General features: G+C 72.0%; 17 protein-coding genes. 1 reads left to right on the forward strand and 16 read right to left on the reverse strand.

Annotation, left to right across the window (positions count from 1 at the left end; genetic code table 11):
- From Q0R63_RS05175 to Q0R63_RS05220, 10 genes are all read right to left on the reverse strand, one after another.
- On the reverse strand, positions 1-535 hold a 535-nt coding region (locus Q0R63_RS05175; protein WP_295694967.1), incomplete at its 3' end, for a DUF3180 family protein.
- Positions 529-1,437, reverse strand: a complete 909-nt coding sequence (gene folK, locus Q0R63_RS05180) for a 2-amino-4-hydroxy-6-hydroxymethyldihydropteridine diphosphokinase (RefSeq protein ID WP_295694969.1) — start codon at positions 1,435-1,437, stop codon at positions 529-531. The genes folK and Q0R63_RS05175, both read right to left, overlap by 7 nt.
- 47 nt (positions 1,438-1,484) lie before the next feature.
- Positions 1,485-2,336: a dihydropteroate synthase gene (folP, locus tag Q0R63_RS05185; RefSeq protein WP_295694971.1), complete on the reverse strand. Its 852-nt coding sequence runs from the start codon at positions 2,334-2,336 to the stop codon at positions 1,485-1,487.
- Positions 2,333-4,126 carry a phosphatidylglycerol lysyltransferase domain-containing protein gene (locus Q0R63_RS05190; RefSeq protein WP_295695041.1) on the reverse strand — a complete coding sequence of 598 codons (1,794 nt, stop codon included), beginning with the start codon at positions 4,124-4,126 and terminating at the stop codon, positions 2,333-2,335. The genes folP and Q0R63_RS05190 overlap by 4 nt, the downstream gene beginning before the upstream one ends.
- Complete coding sequence (gene folE / locus Q0R63_RS05195) at positions 4,123-4,695, reverse strand: GTP cyclohydrolase I FolE (protein WP_295694973.1); 573 nt, start codon at positions 4,693-4,695, stop codon at positions 4,123-4,125. The genes Q0R63_RS05190 and folE overlap by 4 nt, the downstream gene beginning before the upstream one ends.
- A gap of 6 nt (positions 4,696-4,701) precedes the next feature.
- Positions 4,702-6,837 carry an ATP-dependent zinc metalloprotease FtsH gene (ftsH, locus tag Q0R63_RS05200; RefSeq protein WP_295694975.1) on the reverse strand — a complete coding sequence of 712 codons (2,136 nt, stop codon included), beginning with the start codon at positions 6,835-6,837 and terminating at the stop codon, positions 4,702-4,704.
- A gap of 176 nt (positions 6,838-7,013) precedes the next feature.
- Entirely contained in the window at positions 7,014-7,565 is a 552-nt protein-coding gene (hpt, locus tag Q0R63_RS05205) for a hypoxanthine phosphoribosyltransferase (protein WP_295694978.1), read from the reverse strand.
- A 73-nt stretch (positions 7,566-7,638) separates the two neighbouring features.
- The gene (gene tilS, locus Q0R63_RS05210; RefSeq protein WP_295694980.1) at positions 7,639-8,619 is read right to left on the reverse strand and encodes a tRNA lysidine(34) synthetase TilS; all 981 of its coding nucleotides are present in this window, start codon (positions 8,617-8,619) and stop codon (positions 7,639-7,641) included.
- Entirely contained in the window at positions 8,616-9,704 is a 1,089-nt protein-coding gene (locus tag Q0R63_RS05215; protein WP_295694983.1) for a zinc-dependent metalloprotease, read from the reverse strand. The genes tilS and Q0R63_RS05215 overlap by 4 nt, the downstream gene beginning before the upstream one ends.
- A 55-nt stretch (positions 9,705-9,759) precedes the next feature.
- On the reverse strand, positions 9,760-11,211 hold the full coding sequence (locus tag Q0R63_RS05220; RefSeq protein ID WP_295694985.1) for a D-alanyl-D-alanine carboxypeptidase: 1,452 nt from the start codon (positions 11,209-11,211) through the stop codon (positions 9,760-9,762).
- Between the two features lie 119 nt (positions 11,212-11,330).
- On the opposite strand from Q0R63_RS05220, the gene Q0R63_RS05225 reads away from it, so the two are divergent.
- Positions 11,331-11,852: an inorganic diphosphatase gene (locus Q0R63_RS05225; RefSeq protein ID WP_295694987.1), complete on the forward strand. Its 522-nt coding sequence runs from the start codon at positions 11,331-11,333 to the stop codon at positions 11,850-11,852.
- A gap of 127 nt (positions 11,853-11,979) precedes the next feature.
- On the opposite strand, the gene Q0R63_RS05230 is transcribed toward Q0R63_RS05225, so the two are convergent.
- The 6 genes from Q0R63_RS05230 to Q0R63_RS05255 all read right to left on the reverse strand — a co-directional run bounded on the left by Q0R63_RS05230 (position 11,980) and on the right by Q0R63_RS05255 (position 18,728).
- Complete coding sequence (locus tag Q0R63_RS05230; RefSeq protein WP_295694989.1) at positions 11,980-12,348, reverse strand: hypothetical protein; 369 nt, start codon at positions 12,346-12,348, stop codon at positions 11,980-11,982.
- 176 nt (positions 12,349-12,524) lie between these two features.
- Complete coding sequence (locus Q0R63_RS05235) at positions 12,525-13,958, reverse strand: C40 family peptidase (protein WP_295694991.1); 1,434 nt, start codon at positions 13,956-13,958, stop codon at positions 12,525-12,527.
- A 408-nt stretch (positions 13,959-14,366) separates the two neighbouring features.
- Entirely contained in the window at positions 14,367-15,347 is a 981-nt protein-coding gene (locus tag Q0R63_RS05240; RefSeq protein ID WP_295694993.1) for a pirin family protein, read from the reverse strand.
- 88 nt (positions 15,348-15,435) lie between these two features.
- On the reverse strand, positions 15,436-16,890 hold the full coding sequence (locus Q0R63_RS05245; RefSeq protein WP_295695044.1) for an NAD-dependent malic enzyme: 1,455 nt from the start codon (positions 16,888-16,890) through the stop codon (positions 15,436-15,438).
- A gap of 67 nt (positions 16,891-16,957) precedes the next feature.
- Positions 16,958-17,947 carry a BadF/BadG/BcrA/BcrD ATPase family protein gene (locus Q0R63_RS05250; RefSeq protein ID WP_295694995.1) on the reverse strand — a complete coding sequence of 330 codons (990 nt, stop codon included), beginning with the start codon at positions 17,945-17,947 and terminating at the stop codon, positions 16,958-16,960.
- Entirely contained in the window at positions 17,919-18,728 is an 810-nt protein-coding gene (locus tag Q0R63_RS05255; protein WP_295694997.1) for an SIS domain-containing protein, read from the reverse strand. Before Q0R63_RS05255 ends, Q0R63_RS05250 begins: the two co-directional genes overlap by 29 nt.
- Positions 18,729-18,888: the final 160 nt, after the last annotated feature.

An 18,888-nucleotide genomic window follows, 5' to 3' on the forward strand; every position in this document is an offset into this window, starting at 1 on the left:
TGCGGTCCAGCTGGTTGCGGTCGCGATGGTTGCGGTCGGGGTGATTCTGGCCGGGGTACTGGGGACCACCGGGGCGGTCGGGGCGGTCGTTGTCCAGGCGGCACATCCGCTGCACGAGCAGCCCGGCGACCGACAGGAGGATGGCTCCGACGCCGAGCAGGCCCAGCTCGAGGATCGTCTGCTGCTGCGAGGCGACGTCGGCGTCCGGGAGGAGGTGGATGATCTGCGCGACGTACCAGCCGAGGATGACGGCGCCGGTCAAGGCGGCGGCCTGTGCCAGCGCGAGGATACGCGCGGCATAGAGCGGGTGGACGGGCTTGACCGCCGTGCCGGCGACGAGCTGCTTCACCGGCCGACCGGAGAAGTAGAGGCCGGCCGCGGCCGCCAGGAGGATCGGGAGCGCGGCCCAGCTGACCACGGGGGCCGGGTGCCCGGAGTTCAGCCACAGCTGGAGGCCGATCCAGGCGATCGCGCCGGCGATGACGGCCACCGCCACCAGCAGTCGAGCCCGTATGCCGTGTGCCTGGGTCACCATGTCGGGCTCCATTCCGGTCCGGGACGCACCCCGGTGTCGTCGAGGTCAGCGAGCAGGTCGCCGATGCGGCGTAGGCCCGCCGAGGCCGAGACGTCATCGCGGACGAGGGCGTCGGGATCCACCATGGACCATGGCGCCAGCACGAACGCCCGCTCGTGCGCGCGGGGGTGCGGCACGGTCAGTCGAGGATCGCTCGAACGCAGCTCGGTCGACGTGCCGGGCCGACCGACCTGGATGATGTCGAGGTCGAGCGTTCTCGCCCCCCAACGGATCTCGCGCACGCGGCCGTGCGCTGCCTCGATCGCGTGCAGACCCGCGAGCAGGTCACGGGGCGCACGCGTCACGTCGGCGAGGAGCACCGCATTGAGGTAGACCGGCTGCTGGGGGCCCCCGACGGGGTCGGTCTCCACCAGTGGTGAGACGGCCCGCACCCGCACGCCGGGGAGGTCGGCGATCTCGCCCACCGCGTCGGTGAGCACGGCGAGCACGGCGGACGCACGACCGAGGTTGGCGCCGAGGGCGATGACCACCGGCACGCCCCGCTCACGGCGGACGTGGACGGCGACGTCGGTGAACGGCTGGCCGACCGGCGCCTGGGGCTTGTGGACGGTGACCTCGACGGCGTCGACGAGGGGCCGGTCGAGGACGTCGGCGGCGATGACCCCGGCCAGCCGCTCGATGAGGTCGAACGAGGGCCCGGTGATCCGGGCCATGACGTCGGTGGCGATGTCGGCGTAGGACACGGTGTCGTCCAGCGAATCGGTGCGACCTGCCCGAGACAGGTCGAGCTCCAGGACGATGTCGACGACGAAGGGCTGGCCATCGGCCTTCTCGAACGCCAGCACCCCGTGGTGACCGATCCCCTCGACCCCGGCCAGGAGGATCCGGTCGGAGCCGCTCACCGCGCGCCGCTCTGTCCTCGGCGGCTCTGCTGGCCGCACCGTCGTCATCACTGGTGCGCCGCCGTTGACGCGACAACAGCCAGGGCATCCACCGTCGAGGGCACGTCGTGGACGCGGACGCCCCACACACCGGCGAGGGCAGCGAGCACGCTCGTCGCCGCCGTCGCGGCGTCACGGTCCGCCGGGGGTCTCGGGGGTGCACCGTCGAGGACGCCGATCCGGCCGAGGAAGGTCTTGCGGGAGGCTCCGAGCAGGACGGGGTGGCCGAGCGCCCTGACGGCCTCGAGGTGGGCGATGAGGGACCAGTTGTGAGCCGGCCCCTTGGCGAAACCGAGCCCCGGGTCGAGCACCAGGCTCCCGGGCCGGATTCCGCCGGCCAGCAGGACGTCACGACGCTCGGCGAGCTCGCGGCAGACATCGGCGACGACGTCGTCGTAGACGGCCCGCGACTGCATGTCGGTGCTGTGGCCGCGCCAGTGCATGGCGACGTAGGGACAACCGACCTCGGCGACGAGCGGCACCATGTCGGGGTCGGCGAGACCACCGCTCACGTCGTTGACGATCGAGGCGCCCGCCTCGAGGGCCTGGCGCGCGACGACGGCCCGCATCGTGTCGACCGAGACGACGGTGCCGTCGGCCGCGAGGGCGGCGATGACGGGCAGCACCCGGCGCAGCTCCTCCTCGACCGAGGGACGCTCGGCGCCTGGCCGGGTGGACTCACCGCCGACGTCGACGAGGTCCGCCCCCTGGGCCACGATCTCGCGACCGTGGGCGATGGCGGCGTACGGCTCGAACGACTCCCCGCCGTCGCTGAAGGAGTCGGGCGTGACGTTGACGACGCCCATGACGACCGGGCGGCCCACGGCATACGGGAGGGGTATCGGGACGATCGTGCTCATGCCTGACCCTCCCTCAGCCGACGCCAGGTGGGACGGACGAGGTAGGCCTCGGCCTGCAGCGCCGCGATCGACACCCGTGGCAGATCGGCCGGCCCGGGGTAGACGAGGAAGCGGCTGCTCCAGTCGGGGTGGAACTTGGCGTTGAAGCGGTAGAGGCTCTCGATCTGGAACCAGCGCGACGCGAGGATGAGCACGGAGCGACGGGCGCGCAGGAGCGGACCGGCGCCGAGTCGCTCACCCCGCTCGAAGACGGCGCGGAAGGCCGCGAAGTTCAGCGACACGCGGCGCACGCCCAGCCCCGGCGCCGCGGCCATCGCCGCGGCGATGAGCAGCTCGTTGATGCCGGACGCGGCCTCGCCGTCACGCCGCATCAGGTCGAGCGACATGCCGTCGGACCCCCACGGGACGAACTGGAGCAGGCCTCGCACGCGACCACCCTCCCACGCCGTGACCAGCACCGCGTCCGGGTCGCGCGGGTCGGCGACGCGACCGAGGGCCATCGAGAAGCCGCGCTCGGTCTCGCTGTTGCGCCAGGCCCGGGCGTCCCCGAGTACGACGGTGCGCACCGACTCGGGCACGTCGGCGATCCGGGCGACCTGGGTCTCGTAGCCCGCTCGCCGGATCCGCGCCACCATCTGCCGGACGTTGCGCATCGCCCGCCCGTCCAGGCTGAAGTCCGCGACCTCGAGGATGGCCTCGTCGCCGAGCTCCATCGCCGACAGGTCGGCCGTCTTCGCCCACGCGAGACCGCCCACCTCGGAGCAGCCCAGCACCGCGGGGGTCCAGGCATGGGCCCGCGCCTCCGCGAGGAACGCCTCCATCGCGTCGGGCCACGCGTCGGGCGGGCCGACGGGGTCGCCGGTGGCGAGCATGACGCCGTTGACGACGCGGTAGGCGATGGCGGCCCGGCCCGAGGGCGACCACATGACGCTCTTGTCGCTGCGGAGGCTGAAGTAGCCGAGCGAGTCGGCCGAGTCGGCCAGCAGCAGCCGGAGGCGGTCCTCGTCGTCCGGGGTGATCTCGGGACGGGGCTCGGGCGTGCGCAGGGCCATGTATGCCGTGGCGAGGCCGGTCAGCAGCCCGAGGCCGGCGATCGCGGTCCCGACGACGTCGGCGACCCGCTCGTTGACGAAGGTCAGCGGTCCGTCGAGGCCGAAGAGGCCGGCGCCGACCTCGCCGAGCGCCTCCGTGAGCGCCGGGGTGCCGCCGGCGAAGGCTCGACGCGCGGAGTAGACCAGAGCCAGTCCCACGACGAGATCGACCACGAGGAGCTGGACGAAGACGCGGACGGCGCGCCACCGCGTCGTCGGGTCGCCGAGGGCCCGGAAGTCGTCCCGCCGCACGACGAGGGTCACCAACAGCGCGGCCGAGACCAGGGTCGGGACGGGCTCGAGGCGCAGCAGCGACGAGATGCTGCTCAGCGCGAGGAGGGCGACGACCGTGCGCCAGGCGCGTCGCTTGCGTCGGCGCAGCCCGTGCCCGAGAGCGAGCAGCAGCACCCCGGTAAGGATGGAGGCGGCGAAGGACACCGTGATGGCGCCCGGGACGACGTCCATGAGCGTGTGCAGCCGGGGTCGCCACACCCGCACCAGGCCGGTGCTGAGATCGAGGAGGCCGACGGCATACGTCATCGCTCCGAGCAGGCGGGGCGCACCGGCGCGTAGGTCGCCGGTGGAGGAGGTTGCGCCCCCGGGTCTCGCGGGCCCGGGTCCCGGACCCGCTGCTCGACCCGACGACTCGTCGGGCGGCGGGGTCGTCCCGGAGGAGCCCTGGCTGGTCCCGGTGGTCAGCGCTTGCCCCCGAGCAGCAGCGACATCGCCTCGGCCCGGGTCGCGGCGTCGCGCAACTGGCCACGCACCGCCGAGGTGATGGTGCGGGAGCCGGGCTTGTGGACACCGCGCATCGACATGCACAGGTGCTCGCACTCGACGACGACGATGACGCCCTGCACACCGAGGATGTCGACGAGGGCGTCGGCCACCTGGGTCGTGAGCCGCTCCTGCACCTGGGGCCGCTTGGCGAAGACGTCGACCAGGCGGGCGATCTTCGACAGCCCGGTCACCCGGCCGTCCTTGGCCGGGATGTAGCCGACGTGGGCGACGCCGTGGAAGGGCACGAGATGGTGCTCGCAGGTGCTGTAGACCTCGATGTCGCGCACGATGATCATCTCTTCGTGGTCGATGGCGAAGGTCGTCGACAGGACGTCGATCGGCGTCTGGTCGAGACCGGCGAAGATCTCGGCGTAGGCCCGGGCGACGCGTCCCGGTGTCTCGCGCAACCCCTCGCGGTCGGGGTCCTCCCCGACCGCGATCAGCAGCTCACGGACCGATGCCTCAGCCCGGTCCAGGTCGACGGGCACCGGGGGTCAGTGGTCCTCGGCCGGGTCCACCCGGCCACCGTCGGGGACCTCGACGACCTGCGTCCTCGGCTCCTGCTCGGCGAGCGGGTGCGCACCGGCGGCAGCAGCCTCGTCGATCTTCTTCCCGAGGTCGACGTTGCCGCTGGCGTCCTGGGTGATGTAGCCGTTCGACACCATGGACCCGTTCGGGCTGGCGAACCCGTTGGTCCCGTTCTGGGCGGCCTGCTCCGCGGGCGTCAGCACCGGCGGGCGGTCGCTGAGCAGCCGCGACTCGCTCGAGAGCCAGGTCGGACGCATCGGACGCTTGACGATGGAGGTGAAGAGCGCCGCCAGCTCGGCCTGGTTGAGGGTCTCCTTCTCGAGCAGGTCGAGGACGAGCCGGTCGAGGACGTCGCGGTTGTCGTTGATGACGTGCCACGCCTCGTCGTGGGCGTTCTCGATGAGCTTGCGCACCTCCTCGTCGACGACCCCGGCGATCTCCTCGCTGTAGTCGCGCTGGTGGCCCATGTCGCGACCGAGGAAGACCTCGCCGGTGGACTGGCCGAGCTTGATCGCCCCGACCCGCTCCGACATGCCGAACTCGGTCACCATCTTGCGAGCCATCGCGGTGGCCTTCTCGATGTCGTTGGCCGCGCCCGTGGTCGGGTCGTGGAAGACCATCTCCTCGGCGACGCGTCCGCCGAGGGCGTAGGCGAGCTGGTCGAGGATCTCGTTGCGGGTGGTGGAGTACTTGTCGTCCTGCGGCATGACCATCGTGTAGCCCAGCGCACGGCCACGCGGGAGGATCGTCACCTTGGTGACGGGGTCGGTGTGGTTCATCGACGCGGCGACCACGGCGTGGCCACCCTCGTGGTACGCCGTCATCTTGCGCTCGTGCGCGGACATGATCCGGGTGCGCTTCTGCGGGCCGGCGATGACGCGGTCGATCGCCTCGTCGAGGCCGGCGTCGTCGATGACCTTGAGGTTGTTGCGCGCCGTCAGCAGGGCGGCCTCGTTGAGGACGTTGGCCAGGTCGGCTCCGGTGAAGCCGGGGGTGCGACGGGCGACGGCCAGGAGGTCGACGTCGGGCGCCATCGGCTTGCCCTGCGAGTGCACCTCGAGGATGCGGTGGCGACCGAGCATGTCCGGGGAGTCGACGGCGATCTGCCGGTCGAAGCGGCCCGGGCGCAGCAGCGCCGGATCGAGGATGTCGGGACGGTTCGTCGCGGCGATGAGGATGACGTTGGTCTTGACGTCGAAGCCGTCCATCTCGACGAGCAGCTGGTTGAGCGTCTGCTCGCGCTCGTCGTGACCGCCGCCCATGCCGGCGCCGCGGTGCCGGCCGACGGCGTCGATCTCGTCGACGAAGACGATGGCCGGAGCGTTGGCCTTGGCCTGCTCGAAGAGGTCGCGGACCCGGGAGGCGCCGACGCCGACGAACATCTCGACGAAGTCCGAGCCGGAGATCGAGTAGAACGGGACGCCCGCCTCACCGGCGACGGCTCGGGCGAGCAGCGTCTTGCCGGTGCCCGGCTGGCCGTAGAGCAGCACGCCCTTGGGGATCTTCGCCCCCACGGCGAGGAACTTCGCGGGTTCCTGGAGGAACTCCTTGATCTCGTGCAGCTCCTCGACGGCCTCGTCGCACCCGGCGACGTCGGCGAAGGTGACCTTCGGAGTGTCCTTGGTCGCGAGCTTGGCGCGGGACTTGCCGAACTGCATCACCCGGCTGCCGCCGCCCTGCATCTGACCCATCAGGAACCAGAACAGCCCGACGAGGATGATGATCGGCACGATGCTCACCAGCAGCGAGCTGAACCAGCTGGGCTGGTCGATCTGGTCGGTGAAGCCCTGCGTCGGCGGTGTCGCGTCGAGTGCCTTGACGACGTCGGGGCCGCGCGCGGTGACGACATAGGCGTAGACCTTCGTCGCGTCCTTGACCTGGTCACCGTCGGAGTAGGGCGAGTTCAGGGTCAGCTGCACCTGCTCGTTGTTGAGCAGCACCGCCGACTTGACTGCACCCTGCTGGTTGATCAGGGCGATCGCCTTGGAGGTGTCGATCCGGGAGTACCCACCGCCACCGGAGAGGAGCAGGGCGAAGATGGTCGCCGCGATGAGGACGAGGATCCACACCATGGGGGTGCGAAGAATGCGCTTGAAGTCCATGTACGTGCGGGGCGTCGCCCCGACCTTCCACTCGGCGGATGATCGCGGCCGACGAAGGCCGCGGTCCCATTCTCGCAGGTGAACGAGCGGGGGTCACCCCATGTTCCGGACGGGGGTGCGCGGCCACGTGAGGGGGGTCACGCGCCGATCCGGTGGCCAGGGCGTGCCAACCGTGCCTAGGCGTAGACGGAGGCCGCCAGGGTGCCGACGCAGCGCAGGTTGCGGTAGCGCTCGTCGTAGTCGAGGCCGTAGCCGACGACGAACTCGTTGGGGATGTCGAAGCCGACGTACTTCACGTCGATGACCACCTTGGCGACCTCAGGCTTGCGCAGCAGGGTGCAGATCTCCACGGAGGCCGGGCGGCGCGACTCGAGGTTGGCCTTGATCCACGAGAGCGTCAGGCCGGAGTCGATGATGTCCTCGACGATGAGCACGTGCTTGTCGGTGATGTCCGCGTCGAGGTCCTTGATGATGCGCACGACGCCAGAGCTCTTGGTACCCGAGCCGTAGGAGGAGATCGCCATCCAGTCCATCGGCGCCGTGCCCGGCAGGGCGCGCATCAGGTCGGCCATCACCATCACCGCCCCCTTGAGCACGCCGACGAGCAGCAGGTCCTTGCCCTCGTAGTCCGCCCAGATCTGCGCTCCCAGCTCGTCGAGCTTGGCGATGATCTGCTCCTCGGTGATGAGGACCTTCTCGAGGTCGGCCCCCATGTCGGCGGCATCCACGGGCGTGCTCCTCGGGTCGGGGGCTGACTGTCTGTGCCCATCGGCCGGCGATCAGGTCGTCGGGCGGGCGCGCCTATTCAACCGGACGCGCCGCCACCATGCTCACGTGGTCTCCGCTCCTAGCCACCCGCACGTGTCCCGGGAGGTTGAGCGGACCCTGCCCGTGCCACGACGTGAGCAGCGCGTCGGCCGACTCGATGTGGGCCGAGCTCAGCTGGCCGCCCCCCGACCCGGCCTCGAGGGCGAGCAGGCGCCACATCCGGGTGCGCAGCGCCCGGGGCAGCTCGAGCAGCTGGTGCACCGACCACGGCTGCTCCCCGAGCAGGGGACGCAGGTCGCGGACCTCCTCGTCGAGCAGGTCGGCGTCCTCGCGCAGCATCTCGGCGCTGCGGGCCAGTGCCCCCATCACTCCCGGACCCAGCTCGTCCTCGAGCCGGCGGAGGAGAGCACGCGCCCGCACCCGGGTGAAGCTCGTGTCCTCGTTGTGGGGGTCGTGCCACGGCTCGATCCCGTATGCCGCGCACGCGGCCTCCGTCTCGAGCCGGGTCACGCCGATGAAGGGACGCACGAGCAGGCCCCGGCGACGCGGCATACCGGAGAGGGAGCGGGATCCCGACCCGCGGGCCAGGCCGAGGAGCACCTGCTCGGCCTGGTCGTCGCGGGTGTGCCCGACGAGCACCGCTGCGGCGCCGAGCCGCTCGGCAGCACGGTCGAGGGCCTCGTAGCGCGCCACGCGGGCGGCGTCCTCCAGCCCCGTGCCCCCGCGCTCGACCTCGACCCGGACGACCTCGACGGGGTCGAGGCCCAGGGTGCGGGCGTGCGCGGCGGCCTGCTGGGCGACCTGCCGGGAGTCGGCCTGCAGACCGTGGTCGACGACGAGCCCGGCCGCCTTCATGCCGACCCGGCCGGCCTCGAACGCCACCGCACCGGCGAGCGCGAGAGAGTCGGGACCGCCGCTGCAGCCGACGAGGACGGTACTGCCCTCGGGCAGGAGGGCGAGCTCGGAGCGCACCGCGACCCGGGTGGCGGCGACGGCCGGGGCTGGGCCCGTCATGACGGGATCGAGCGCCCGTGCACGCGCTCGACCCACGCCTTCGGCCGGGCGATCTCGGCGGGCGTGGGGAGGGTCTCTGGGGAGCTCCAGATCGCGTTGAAGTCGTCGAGACCGACGCGGTCGATGACGCTGCGGACGAAGCCGGCGCCGTCGGCGTACTGGCGCATCTTGGCCTCGAGCCCGAGGACCCGGCGGATCACCTTGTCGAGCCCGGAGACGCCGCCGCGGCGCTGGCTGAACTTCGCCCGGATGTCGGCGACCGTGGGGATGACCTGGGGGCCGACGTCGTCCATCATCACGTCGGCGTGGCCCTCGAGCAAGGACATGATCGCGGTGATCCGGGCGACGCCGTCGCGCTGCTCGGGGGTGAGGAAGACCTCGCCGATGCCCTGGCTGCCGGCCTGGAAGGCCTCGGGCAGCCGTCGCGCGATCTCCTGGATGCGCGAGCTCAGCTCGGCCGGCGTCGGGGCGAGGTCGGTGCTCAGCGTGCGGGTGCGGTCGATCATGTGCTGGCGCAGCCAGGGCACCGCGGTGAACTGCACGCGGTGGGTCTCCTCGTGCATCGCGACCCAGAGCCGGAAGTCGTGCGGGTCGACGCCGAGCTCGCGCTCGACCTGGACGATGTTGGGGGCGACGAGCATCAACCGCGGGACGCCCTCGGGTGCGAGGTCGTACTGCCCCAGCACCTTGCTGGCGAGGAAGGACAGCACGGCTCCCGCCTCCGCGCCGGTGACCTTGCTGCCGATGGCCGTCGCGGCCGACGGGCCCGACCGGCTTCCCGCAGAGACTTTCTCGATGATCGGCACCATCAGGGTCTTCATCGAGTCGATGTTGGCGGCGATCCAGCCGGGCCGGTCGACGACGATCGCCGACGGGGCGTCACCCGGGCTGTGCAGACGGGCCGTGCGGGCGATCGGCTCCTGGGCGGCGAGGGCGACCTCGCGCAGCCGTCCGACGATCTCGGCCGCCTCCGCGGCGCCGACCTTGGGGCCGGGGTTGACCAGTCGTCGGCCCGTCGCCTTGGCGAACTCCCAGTCGACGAACTGCGTGTCGCCGGCTCCTGCGCTGTCGGCCCTGTCCGTCATGCTGGTCCTCTGCCTGTCCTGGTCGTCCTGCTCGGCACCCGCTCGCACGCGACGCTCACGCTCGACACCCACATTGTGCGAGCGTCGCCACGAACTCGTCCAACGCGTCCCTCGCCCGCAGCGTTCCCACCCCGCTCGGCACGGCGTTGGCGATGACGACGAAGGTCAGCAGCCGTCCCTCGGCGGTGACGAGCGTGCCCGCGAGGGCGCCCACGCCGGTGAGCGTGCCCGTCTTCGCCCGCACGACGCCCGCTGCCACCTGCGTCTTCGGGTCGTCGAAGCGTGTGGCGAGCGAGCCGCTCAGCCCGGCGATGGCCAGCTGCCGGAGGGTGGCGCGGAAGGTGGGCAGCCGCGTACCCGTCCCGAGGGCGATGACGTCGGACACCATCCGGGCCGTCACGACGTCCTCCCGGGACAGCCCCGAGGCGTCGACGGCGGTGAGGCCGGTGACGTCGATGCCGAGCGTGCCCAGCGTCGCGCGCAGCCAGGCCCCGGTCGGCGCGAAGCCGCCGGTCACTCCCCTGTTGTATGCCGCCTGCCGGGCCAGCGTCTCCGTGAGGGCGTCGTCGGAGTCGCTCAGCGCGAGGGCCAGCTGGTCGCCGACGGACGCCGAGGTCACCGACGCATAGACGGGGGCGCCCTTCGGCGCGGCTCCGGCGCCGGGTGTGCCAGTGGTTTCTGTGGTGTCGATGGCGACGGTGACACCCGCGGTCCGCAGGGCCGACGCGAAGGCCGAGCGGGCGCTTTTCGCAGGGTCCGCCGGACCCGGCCGGCCCGGGACGGCCCGCTGCGTCGACAGCCCGATCGCCGAGACGGCGCCGGTGAGGCCGGTCGGCTGGTAGGACGATCCCCACGTCGGCGCGACGAGCGGGCCCGGGGCGTAGGACAGGTCGACCGACAGGGTCACGGCGCCGATCCCCTTGGCGCGCAACGCCGTTGCCGTCCTGGTGGCCAGGTCGCCAAGGCCCGCGCGACCGGCGACTGACGCGGGGTCACCGGCACCCGGTGCGAGGAGGGTGTCGCCGCCTGCGACGAGCACCAGGCGATCCGGGGTGGCGCCCTGGACCGCCCTTGTCGTGAGGGTGGCCCCGGCGGGAAAGACCGAGTCGACGGCCGCGGCCGCGAGCAGCTTGAGGGTGGACGCGGCGATGTGGGGCGTGGCCGCGCTCTGGTCGAGCAGCACCGCGCCGGTGCCCGCGTCCCGGACCACCACCGCGGGCGAGGCACCCAGACGGGCGTCCGAGAGGAGGCCCCGGAGGGCGGTCTGCAGACCGGCGCGGGTCGGCAGCGGCGCTGTCGTCGTGGTGCCGGCGAGCGGCATACCGGCGGGGGCGGCGTGGGGTTGCGGTCCGGTCGTCGCGGCGACCGTCGGCGTCGTGAGGGTCGGCGTCGGGGTAGCGAGCGGCACCCGGGTGAGCACCCCGGGGACGACGTCAGCAACGTCGAGGGTGAGGTAGCAGACCGAGAGGAGGACGACCGCGCCCACCACCAGAGCCGGACGACGCATGAACCCCCCTTGCCACGAACCGGTCACCATGCGGGACACTGGGCCCGGCTGCTCACCGAGCCTAGGTCATGTCCGCGTGCCGCAGTCGTCGCGCAGAACGTCGAGCCCAAGGGGGCACAGTGGAGTTCTACATCACCGTCGAGATCCCGAAAGGGCATCGCAACAAGTACGAGGTCGACCACGAGACCGGTCGGATCCGGCTCGACCGGCTGCTGTTCACCTCGATGAGCTACCCCGCCGACTACGGCTACGTCGAGGACAGCCTCGGCGAGGACGGCGACCCGCTGGACGCGCTCATCCTCCTCGACGAGCCGACCTTCCCCGGCTGCCAGGTCCTCGCGCGCCCGATCGGGATGTTCCGGATGCGCGACGAGGCCGGCGGCGACGACAAGATCATCTGCGTCCCGGCGGGCGACCCCCGTCAGGCGCACATCCGCGAGCTCGAGCACGTCAGCGAGTTCGACCGGCTCGAGATCCAGCACTTCTTCGAGACCTACAAGGACCTCGAGCCGGGCAAGTCCGTCGAGGGCGCCCACTGGACCGGCCGCGAGGGCGCCGAGCAGATCGTCATCGAGTCGATCGCCCGCGCCCAGGATGCCGGGATGTCGACCGCGCGGTGGCGGCAGCAGGACTCGCACTGAGCCGCTTCACGCCCAAGCCTCCATGCCGGATCTCTCGCAACGAGGGTGTGGCGCGAGTCGGCGGGCCGAGGTCGAGCGAGTCGGCACGCAGCCAACGAGTCGTGGTGTCCACACCCGGTCGGATCGACTAGCGAGGCACCTTGGCCATCAGCCACCCGACGGCCACAGCTGCGGGAACAAGGGTCCATGCGTAGCGCACCGCGACACCCACCCGGCGTCGCAGCGGATCTCGACGCCAGGGCGCCGTGGCGAGCAGCCCCGGGCGAAAGTAGAAGCCATAAGACACGCCCACCAGGGCGCCACCACCTACGGTCGCCAGTCCGAGCCACCGGAATCCGGCGCTTGCCCGGCCGTCGGTCATGGTCTGGAATCCCCAGCCGAGCATGCACAGAAGGACCAGCAGGACCAGGAGGACGGTTCGGGCGTTCGCCCGCAGCTCCTCGTCGAACCGCGGCACATGTGGCGGGACGGGTAACGACCCACGATGTCGCCCCATGCTCGCATCCTCCGCTTCGGGCGCCACACGCTCAGCGTGGCACACCCTCGACCGCGATGAGCCCCCATGACTCCTAGAACTCGCGGGCACTCGACTACGCCTGAACCACGAGACGCCTGAACGATGAACGGTAGATCCCGCAGCAGCTCCGCAACAGCCGGACGCGAGCCCCTTCGTCAGGGGCGGCCGCCGTAGGGCAGCAGGTCCGACATCGAGTAGATCGACGAGATCTGGACGACGGTGCTGGGGTTGGGCGCGTGGATCATCTGGCCGCCGCCGATGTAGAGGCCGACGTGGTGACTGTTCTCGCCGGAGGTGCCGAAGAAGACGAGGTCGCCCGGCTGGAGCTGGCTGATCGGCACCCGCGCCGTCTCGGAGTACTGGTAGCCGGTGTAGTGCGCGAGGCTCACGCCGGCCTGCCGCCACGCCATCAGGGTCAGGCCGGAGCAGTCGAAGGCGTTCGGACCCGAGGCGCCCCAGACGTAGGCCTTGCCGAGCTGGGCGTAGGCGTAGGCGAGGACGGAGGAGACTCCGCCCGAGCTGGGGGGCGGCGGTGGCGGCGTGTAGACGACCGGGGACGGCGAGTTCGAGCTGCCACCCGACGAGCTGCCGCCGTTGTTGCCGCCGTTGTTGTTGGCCCGGTCGGCGGCCTGCTGGGCGGCGTTGGCCGCCGCTTGGGCTGCGGCCCGGTCGCGCGCCGTGCGGGCCGACCGCGCTGCGGCGTCGGCAGCAGCCTGCTGCGCCGCGGCCTGTGCTGCGGCAGCAGCCTGGGCCGCTCGTGCGGCCGCCTCCGCCCTGAGCCGGTTGGCCTCCTCGATCCGCCGCTGCTCCTCGGCGGCGAGACCGGCCTGACGCTGCTGCTCGAGCTGGAGGGACGTCTTCTGCAGGGCCGCCAGCTGGACGGTGACCCGCTTCTCCGCGGCCACGAGGTTCGCCGTCTGGGTTACTGCCGTGGCCGCGTCCTGCTGGGCCTTGTCGGCGGCCCGCTTGGCGGCGGCGGCGGCCGCCTCGCGACGGGCCTCCGCCTCGGCGGCCTGCTGCTTCGACGTCGCGGCGAGGTTCGAGGCCGTCGCCGCGTCGGTCATCATCCGGGCCCGCTCGTCACCGACGGCCTGGACCCCGGACGCCCGGTCGAGCACGGCCTGCGGGCCGCCCCCGCCGAAGAACACATCGAGCTGGTCGGTCCCGCCGCCGCCGCTCTGGTAGACCTCCGCGGCATACCGCGAGAGAGTCAGTCGCGCGTCGTCGGCGGCGGTCTGGGCGGCCGAGGAGGCCTGCTGGGCGGTGGTGGCTGCGGCGGTGGCCGCATCGAGCGCGAGCCTGGCGCCACTGGCCGCCTCCTGGGCGTCCGCGGCCTGCTGGCTGAGCTCCGCCACCATGGCGCGGGCGGCTGCGAGCTGGCGGTCCAGGGTCGCGACCTGACCGGCGGCCGACTGTGCCGCCGCCTTGGCGCCGGCGACCTGGTCGGCCGACGGGTAGACGGGGATCGGCTGGTCGGCCCGGGCACTCAGCACGGCGCCGGACAGCATCGCCACCCCCGTGAGCGACGCCACGGCGACCCGGACGCCCCGCACGAGCGTGCGGGAACGGGGACGCTGGAGGTCGGTCACGACGGGGAGTCCTTCGGGTCTCGGGGGTGTCTCCCCACAGGACCCGGACCGGGTCCGGATCGGGGCCCGGGCGTGTCGGCGCTCGGTTCGGGGGACGAGCACGACAGTAGGACTCATTCGTCACATGCGAAACAGCGACAACTCCAATCCCATTGGAAATAGGGTGGATTCGCGAGTTACACGTCTGAGATTAGGCGAATGACACGGCTGTTTTTCCGCAGGTCACGGGACGTATTCGTTCAGGTGTCCACCCTTGGTCACAGTCCGGTAACGATGTCCGATTTATGCCATATTTGGGGTAGATCGGACGCAAACGGACAGGAGGGATATCTCGGGCGTCCCACGTCCAGAAGTGGTCAGCTTCCCGGTTCCGAACGCCGCCGACGACACTCCGCTGCCGGACGCCGGTCAGCCGGCGGAGTAACCGCCGATTCCCTTGTGCGGCAACGGCTGTCCGAGGCGGCCGGCCTGGAAGTCCTCGAAGGCCTGGCGCACCTCGGCGTTGGTGTTCATCACGAACGGGCCGGCCCAGGCGACGGGCTCCCGGATGGGGAGGCCACCGAGGATCATGACCTCGAGGCCCGCGGCATACCGCTGCTGCTGGGTCTGGGCGGCCGAGAGCCGCATCGCGTCGCCGCGACCGAGGACCGCGAGCTGACCGGCACCGATCGGCGTCTGCTGCGGTCCGACGAAGCCGTCTCCGGCCATCACGTAGACCAGCGCGTTGAAGTCCCGGCGCCACGGGAGGTCGAGCTGCGCACCGGGGGACACTGTCGCGTGGACCATGGCCATCGGGGTGTGCGTGGACCCGGGACCGACCAGGCCCGCGACGTCACCGGCGATGACGCGCAAGAGGCTGCCGCCGTCGGCGGAGGTCGCGAGCGCGACGTCACCGGAGCGGAGGTCCTGGTACTTCGGGGCGATCATCTTGTCGGCGCTCGGGAGGTTGACCCAGAGCTGGAACCCGTGGAAGAGCCCGCCGGACACGACGAGGTGCTCCGGCGGCGCCTCGATGTGGAGCATCCCGGAGCCGGCCGTCATCCACTGGGTGTCACCGTTGGTGATGGTGCCGCCGCCACCCTGCGAGTCCTGGTGGTCGAAGATCCCGTCGATGATGTAGGTCACGGTCTCGAAGCCGCGGTGCGGGTGCCAGGGCGTGCCCTTGGGCTCCCCCGGCGCGTAGTCGACCTCGCCCATCTCGTCCATGTGGATGAAGGGGTCGAGCAGGGAGAGGTCGACCCCGGCGAAGGCCCGCTTCACAGGGAAGCCCTCGCCCTCGACTCCCGAGGGAGCGGTGGTCACGGAGACGACGGGTCGGACCACGGCGGCCGGTGCGGACTGCGGCACTCGGGGAAGCACGGTCAGGTCGGGGACGGTCACTGCAGGCATCGTGGGCCTCCTAGATAGTTTGCTTTTCAACTATCCCATGAACGCGGGGCCGCGGCAACCCATTCCCCCGAACGCCTGCTGCCGCCGGTCAGTCGGCCCGGGGGCCGACGATCGCGGCGGCGACGGTCTTGGCGATGTCGGGGTCGAACACGCTGGGGATGATGTAGTTCGGGTTGAGCTGCTCGGGCCCGACGACCGAGGCGATGGCGTCGGCCGCCCGGATGAGCATCTCCGTGGTGACCTGGGTGGCCCGGGCGTCGAGCAGCCCGCGGAAGACACCAGGGAAGGCCAGCACGTTGTTGATCTGGTTGGGATAGTCCGAGCGGCCGGACGCCACGACGGTCGCCCGCTTGGACGCCTCGGCGATGTCCACCTCGGGGTCGGGGTTGGCGAGCGCGAAGACGATCCGCTTCGGGGCCATGTCGTCGATCCACTCGGGGTGCAGGACGTTGGGCGCGCTCACGCCGATGAAGACGTCGGCGCCACGGACGGCGTCGTGCAGGTCGCCCCGGATGCCGCGGGGGTTGGTCCGGCCGGCGAGCGCGAGCTTGGCCGGCGGCAGCGTCGTGTCGTCGCGGTGGAGGATGCCCTCCTTGTCCCAGACGACGACGTCGTGGGCCCCGGCCGCGAGGAGGAGCTGCACGATCGCCGAGCCCGCGGCCCCCGCACCGGAGACCGCGATGCGCGCGTCCGCGAGCGACCGGTCGATGCACCGCAGGGCGTTGCGCAGGGCGGCGAGCACGACGATGGCCGTGCCGTGCTGGTCGTCGTGGAAGACGGGGATGTCGAGCCGGGCGCGCAGCTTGGCCTCGATCTCGAAGCACCGGGGCGCGGCGATGTCCTCGAGGTTGATGCCGCCGAAGCCCGGCGCGATGATCTCGACGGTGCGCACGATCTCGTCGACGTCCTGGGTGTCGAGGCAGATCGGCCAGGCGTCGATGCCGGCGAAGCGCTTGAAGAGCGCGGCCTTGCCCTCCATCACCGGCAGCGCGGCATACGGGCCGATGTTGCCGAGCCCGAGCACGGCACTTCCGTCGGTCACGACGGCGACGCAGTTGCCCTTGATCGTGAGGCGCCGCACGTCCTCGGGGTGCTCGGCGATGGCCATGCTCACCCGCCCGACCCCGGGCGTGTAGGCCATCGAGAGGTCGTCGCGGGTGCGCAGCGCCACGGTCGGCTCGACGCTGATCTTGCCGCCGAGGTGCAGCAGGAAGGTCCGGTCCGACACCTTGTGCACGCTCACCCCCGGGATCACCCGGAGGGCGTCGACGACCTCGTTGGCGTGGTCGCCGTTGGAGGCCGAGCAGGTGAGGTCGATGACGAGCCGGTCGTGCCGGGACTCCACGATGTCGAGCGCGGTGGTGATGCCGCCGGCGTTCGACACGGCGGTCGCCAGCTGCCCGACGACGGCCGGGTCGGTGCCCGTGTGCAGGCGCACGGTGATGGAGTAGGACCCCGTGGTCGCGCGGGCGCGTTGGATCGACTGGGTGCGCGTCGCGGCGGCTTGGTCCGGCGTCTGGTCGTCCGATGTCGACAGGGGCATGCCCGGCATCCTTCCACCTCCCTGCTGGTGCACGGGCCACCTCCCTGCGGCTGCACCGACCCGTGCGTCAGTCGCGGGTGAGGGCGGCGTGCAGGGCGGTCGGTGCGGCCGGGTCGAGGGCGAGTGCGGCGAGCCAGGCCGCACCGCCGGCACCGTTGGTGGCCCTGCGGACCGGGGCTCCGGGCCAGTGCTTGCGCAGACGCCCCGACACGGACTCGAGGAGGTAGGCCGAGGCGAACATGCCGCCACTCAGCACGACGGGGGTCTCCAGTCCGGGACCCCGCACGGCGGCCGTCGACCGTTCGAGCAGCGCCGCCGCGTCGTCGAGGATGCGGCGCGCGTCGGGGTCGCCCGACTCCGCGGCGCCGACGACCACCCGGGTGAGGGTCGTGAGGCGGATGGGCGAGCCGGCATACAGGTCGCGCACGACCTCGTACCGAGTGCCCGGACGACCGAGCAGGTGGGTCGTCACGGCGAGGCTCAACGCGTCGTCGGGTATGCCGCGCAGCGGGCGCACGGTGTGCCGCACCGCCTCGCGGCCCACCCAGTAGCCCGAGCCGTCGTCGCCCAGCAGCCAGCCGTTGCCGTCGGCGACGAGGTCCGGCCGCAGGTCGACGATGCCGACGGCCGCCGCCCCCGTGCCGCTGACGACCACGGTGCCGCTGCCCTCGTCCGTGCCGGCGGCGAAGGCGACGAGAGGGTCGCTCACCATGGTGGCGTCCACCCGGAGACCGAGAGCGGCCCACATCGCGAGGAACGCCGGCCCCGGGTCGTGCTGGTCGCCGAACCCCGCCGCCCCGACGACGGCGACCGCGACCGCGGTGGGGTCCACGCCGTGCAGCGCCGCCTCGAGCGCCGTGCGGATGTTGGCGACAGCCGTGTCCATGCCGACGGCGTTGGGGTTGCCGCCACCGGCTCGGCCGGCGCCGAGGCGGGTTCCGGCGAGGTCGGACACCTGCGCTCGGACACTCGTGCCGCCGATGTCCACCCCGAGGAGCAGGGGGGAGACGCCGGGGCGGGGCGGGGGCTCAGAGGTTGCGGCGGAGGCGGCCGGCATACCGGTCCTCGAGGGCTCGGTTGTGCTCGTCGCCGCCGGGGATGTTGGCGGAGAGGTAGACCGGCGGGGTGAGGCCGGCGGCAAGGAGGTTGGCGATCGCGTCGGCGACGATCATCTGGGCGAGGAGGGCGGCGGTGATCGAGGAGATGCCGCAGGCCGCGCCACCCCCCGGCAGCGGCAGGACCGCGTCGCCGTAGGGCGCGCCGTTGTCGAGGACGAGGTCGGCCACCTCGAAGAGGCGCTTGCCGCTGGGGTGGCGCGACTCGATCCCCTGGGTGTGGGCCATCGACGTCACGGCGATGAGCGGGTGTCCCTGGGCCTTCACGTGGGTCGCGAGCTCGACGATGCTGCCGTTGCCCCCGGAGTTCGAGGCGATGACGAAGACGTCGCCCGGGCGCACCTGAGGAGCCTGCTCGTAGATCCGGAGGCCGGTGCCGGGGTCGCGCTCGAGGAACTGGTTGGAGACGGCCTTGCCCTCGGGGTCGAGCAGGGCGACGTCGCGCAGGCTGAGGCGGTTGGTCGGGATGAAGCCCCCGGCGCGGCCGGCGATCTCCATGGCGAACGCCTCGGAGTGACCCGTCCCGAAGGCCTGGATGACGCCGTCGGCGGCGATGCAGTCGGAGAAGAGGCGGCCGGCGGCCGCGACGTGCGCGCGCTGGTCGGCGGCGACCTGGACGACCGTCCGAGCGGCGATGGCGGCGAACTCCGCGGCGGACACGGGGTTGGGCACGGGGTTGGGCACGGGGTTGGGCACTGCGGCGGCGGACACGGGTTCGGTCACAGGGGGGTTCCCTTCGGGACGGCATACCGGCGGTTGCGGCGGCTCCATCATTCACCCTCGTCCGGACCCGACACGCAGCACGCCGCCGACCGGTGCGGGGGCAGCGGTCGGCGGCGTTGGCGGCGATCGACGTGGGGGATGCCGACCGCTCTCCCGGTCG

Origin of the sequence: Lapillicoccus sp. (genome assembly GCF_025353065.1) — a bacterium.
In the GTDB taxonomy this organism is placed as follows: domain Bacteria; phylum Actinomycetota; class Actinomycetes; order Actinomycetales; family Dermatophilaceae; genus Lapillicoccus.

Excerpts from the sequence above, each read along its gene's own strand:
- folP (WP_295694971.1), bottom strand. The coding sequence starts at position 2,336 with ATGAGCACGATCGTCCCGATACCCCTCCCGTATGCCGTGGGCCGCCCG.
- Q0R63_RS05245 (WP_295695044.1), bottom strand. The coding sequence starts at position 16,890 with ATGCCCCTGTCGACATCGGACGACCAGACGCCGGACCAAGCCGCCGCG.
- Q0R63_RS05240 (WP_295694993.1), bottom strand. The coding sequence starts at position 15,347 with ATGCCTGCAGTGACCGTCCCCGACCTGACCGTGCTTCCCCGAGTGCCG.
- Q0R63_RS05220 (WP_295694985.1), bottom strand. The coding sequence starts at position 11,211 with ATGCGTCGTCCGGCTCTGGTGGTGGGCGCGGTCGTCCTCCTCTCGGTC.
- ftsH (WP_295694975.1), bottom strand. The coding sequence starts at position 6,837 with ATGGACTTCAAGCGCATTCTTCGCACCCCCATGGTGTGGATCCTCGTC.
- Q0R63_RS05230 (WP_295694989.1), bottom strand. The coding sequence starts at position 12,348 with ATGGGGCGACATCGTGGGTCGTTACCCGTCCCGCCACATGTGCCGCGG.
- Q0R63_RS05250 (WP_295694995.1), bottom strand. The coding sequence starts at position 17,947 with ATGCCGGCCGCCTCCGCCGCAACCTCTGAGCCCCCGCCCCGCCCCGGC.
- tilS (WP_295694980.1), bottom strand. The coding sequence starts at position 8,619 with ATGACGGGCCCAGCCCCGGCCGTCGCCGCCACCCGGGTCGCGGTGCGC.
- Q0R63_RS05215 (WP_295694983.1), bottom strand. The coding sequence starts at position 9,704 with ATGACGGACAGGGCCGACAGCGCAGGAGCCGGCGACACGCAGTTCGTC.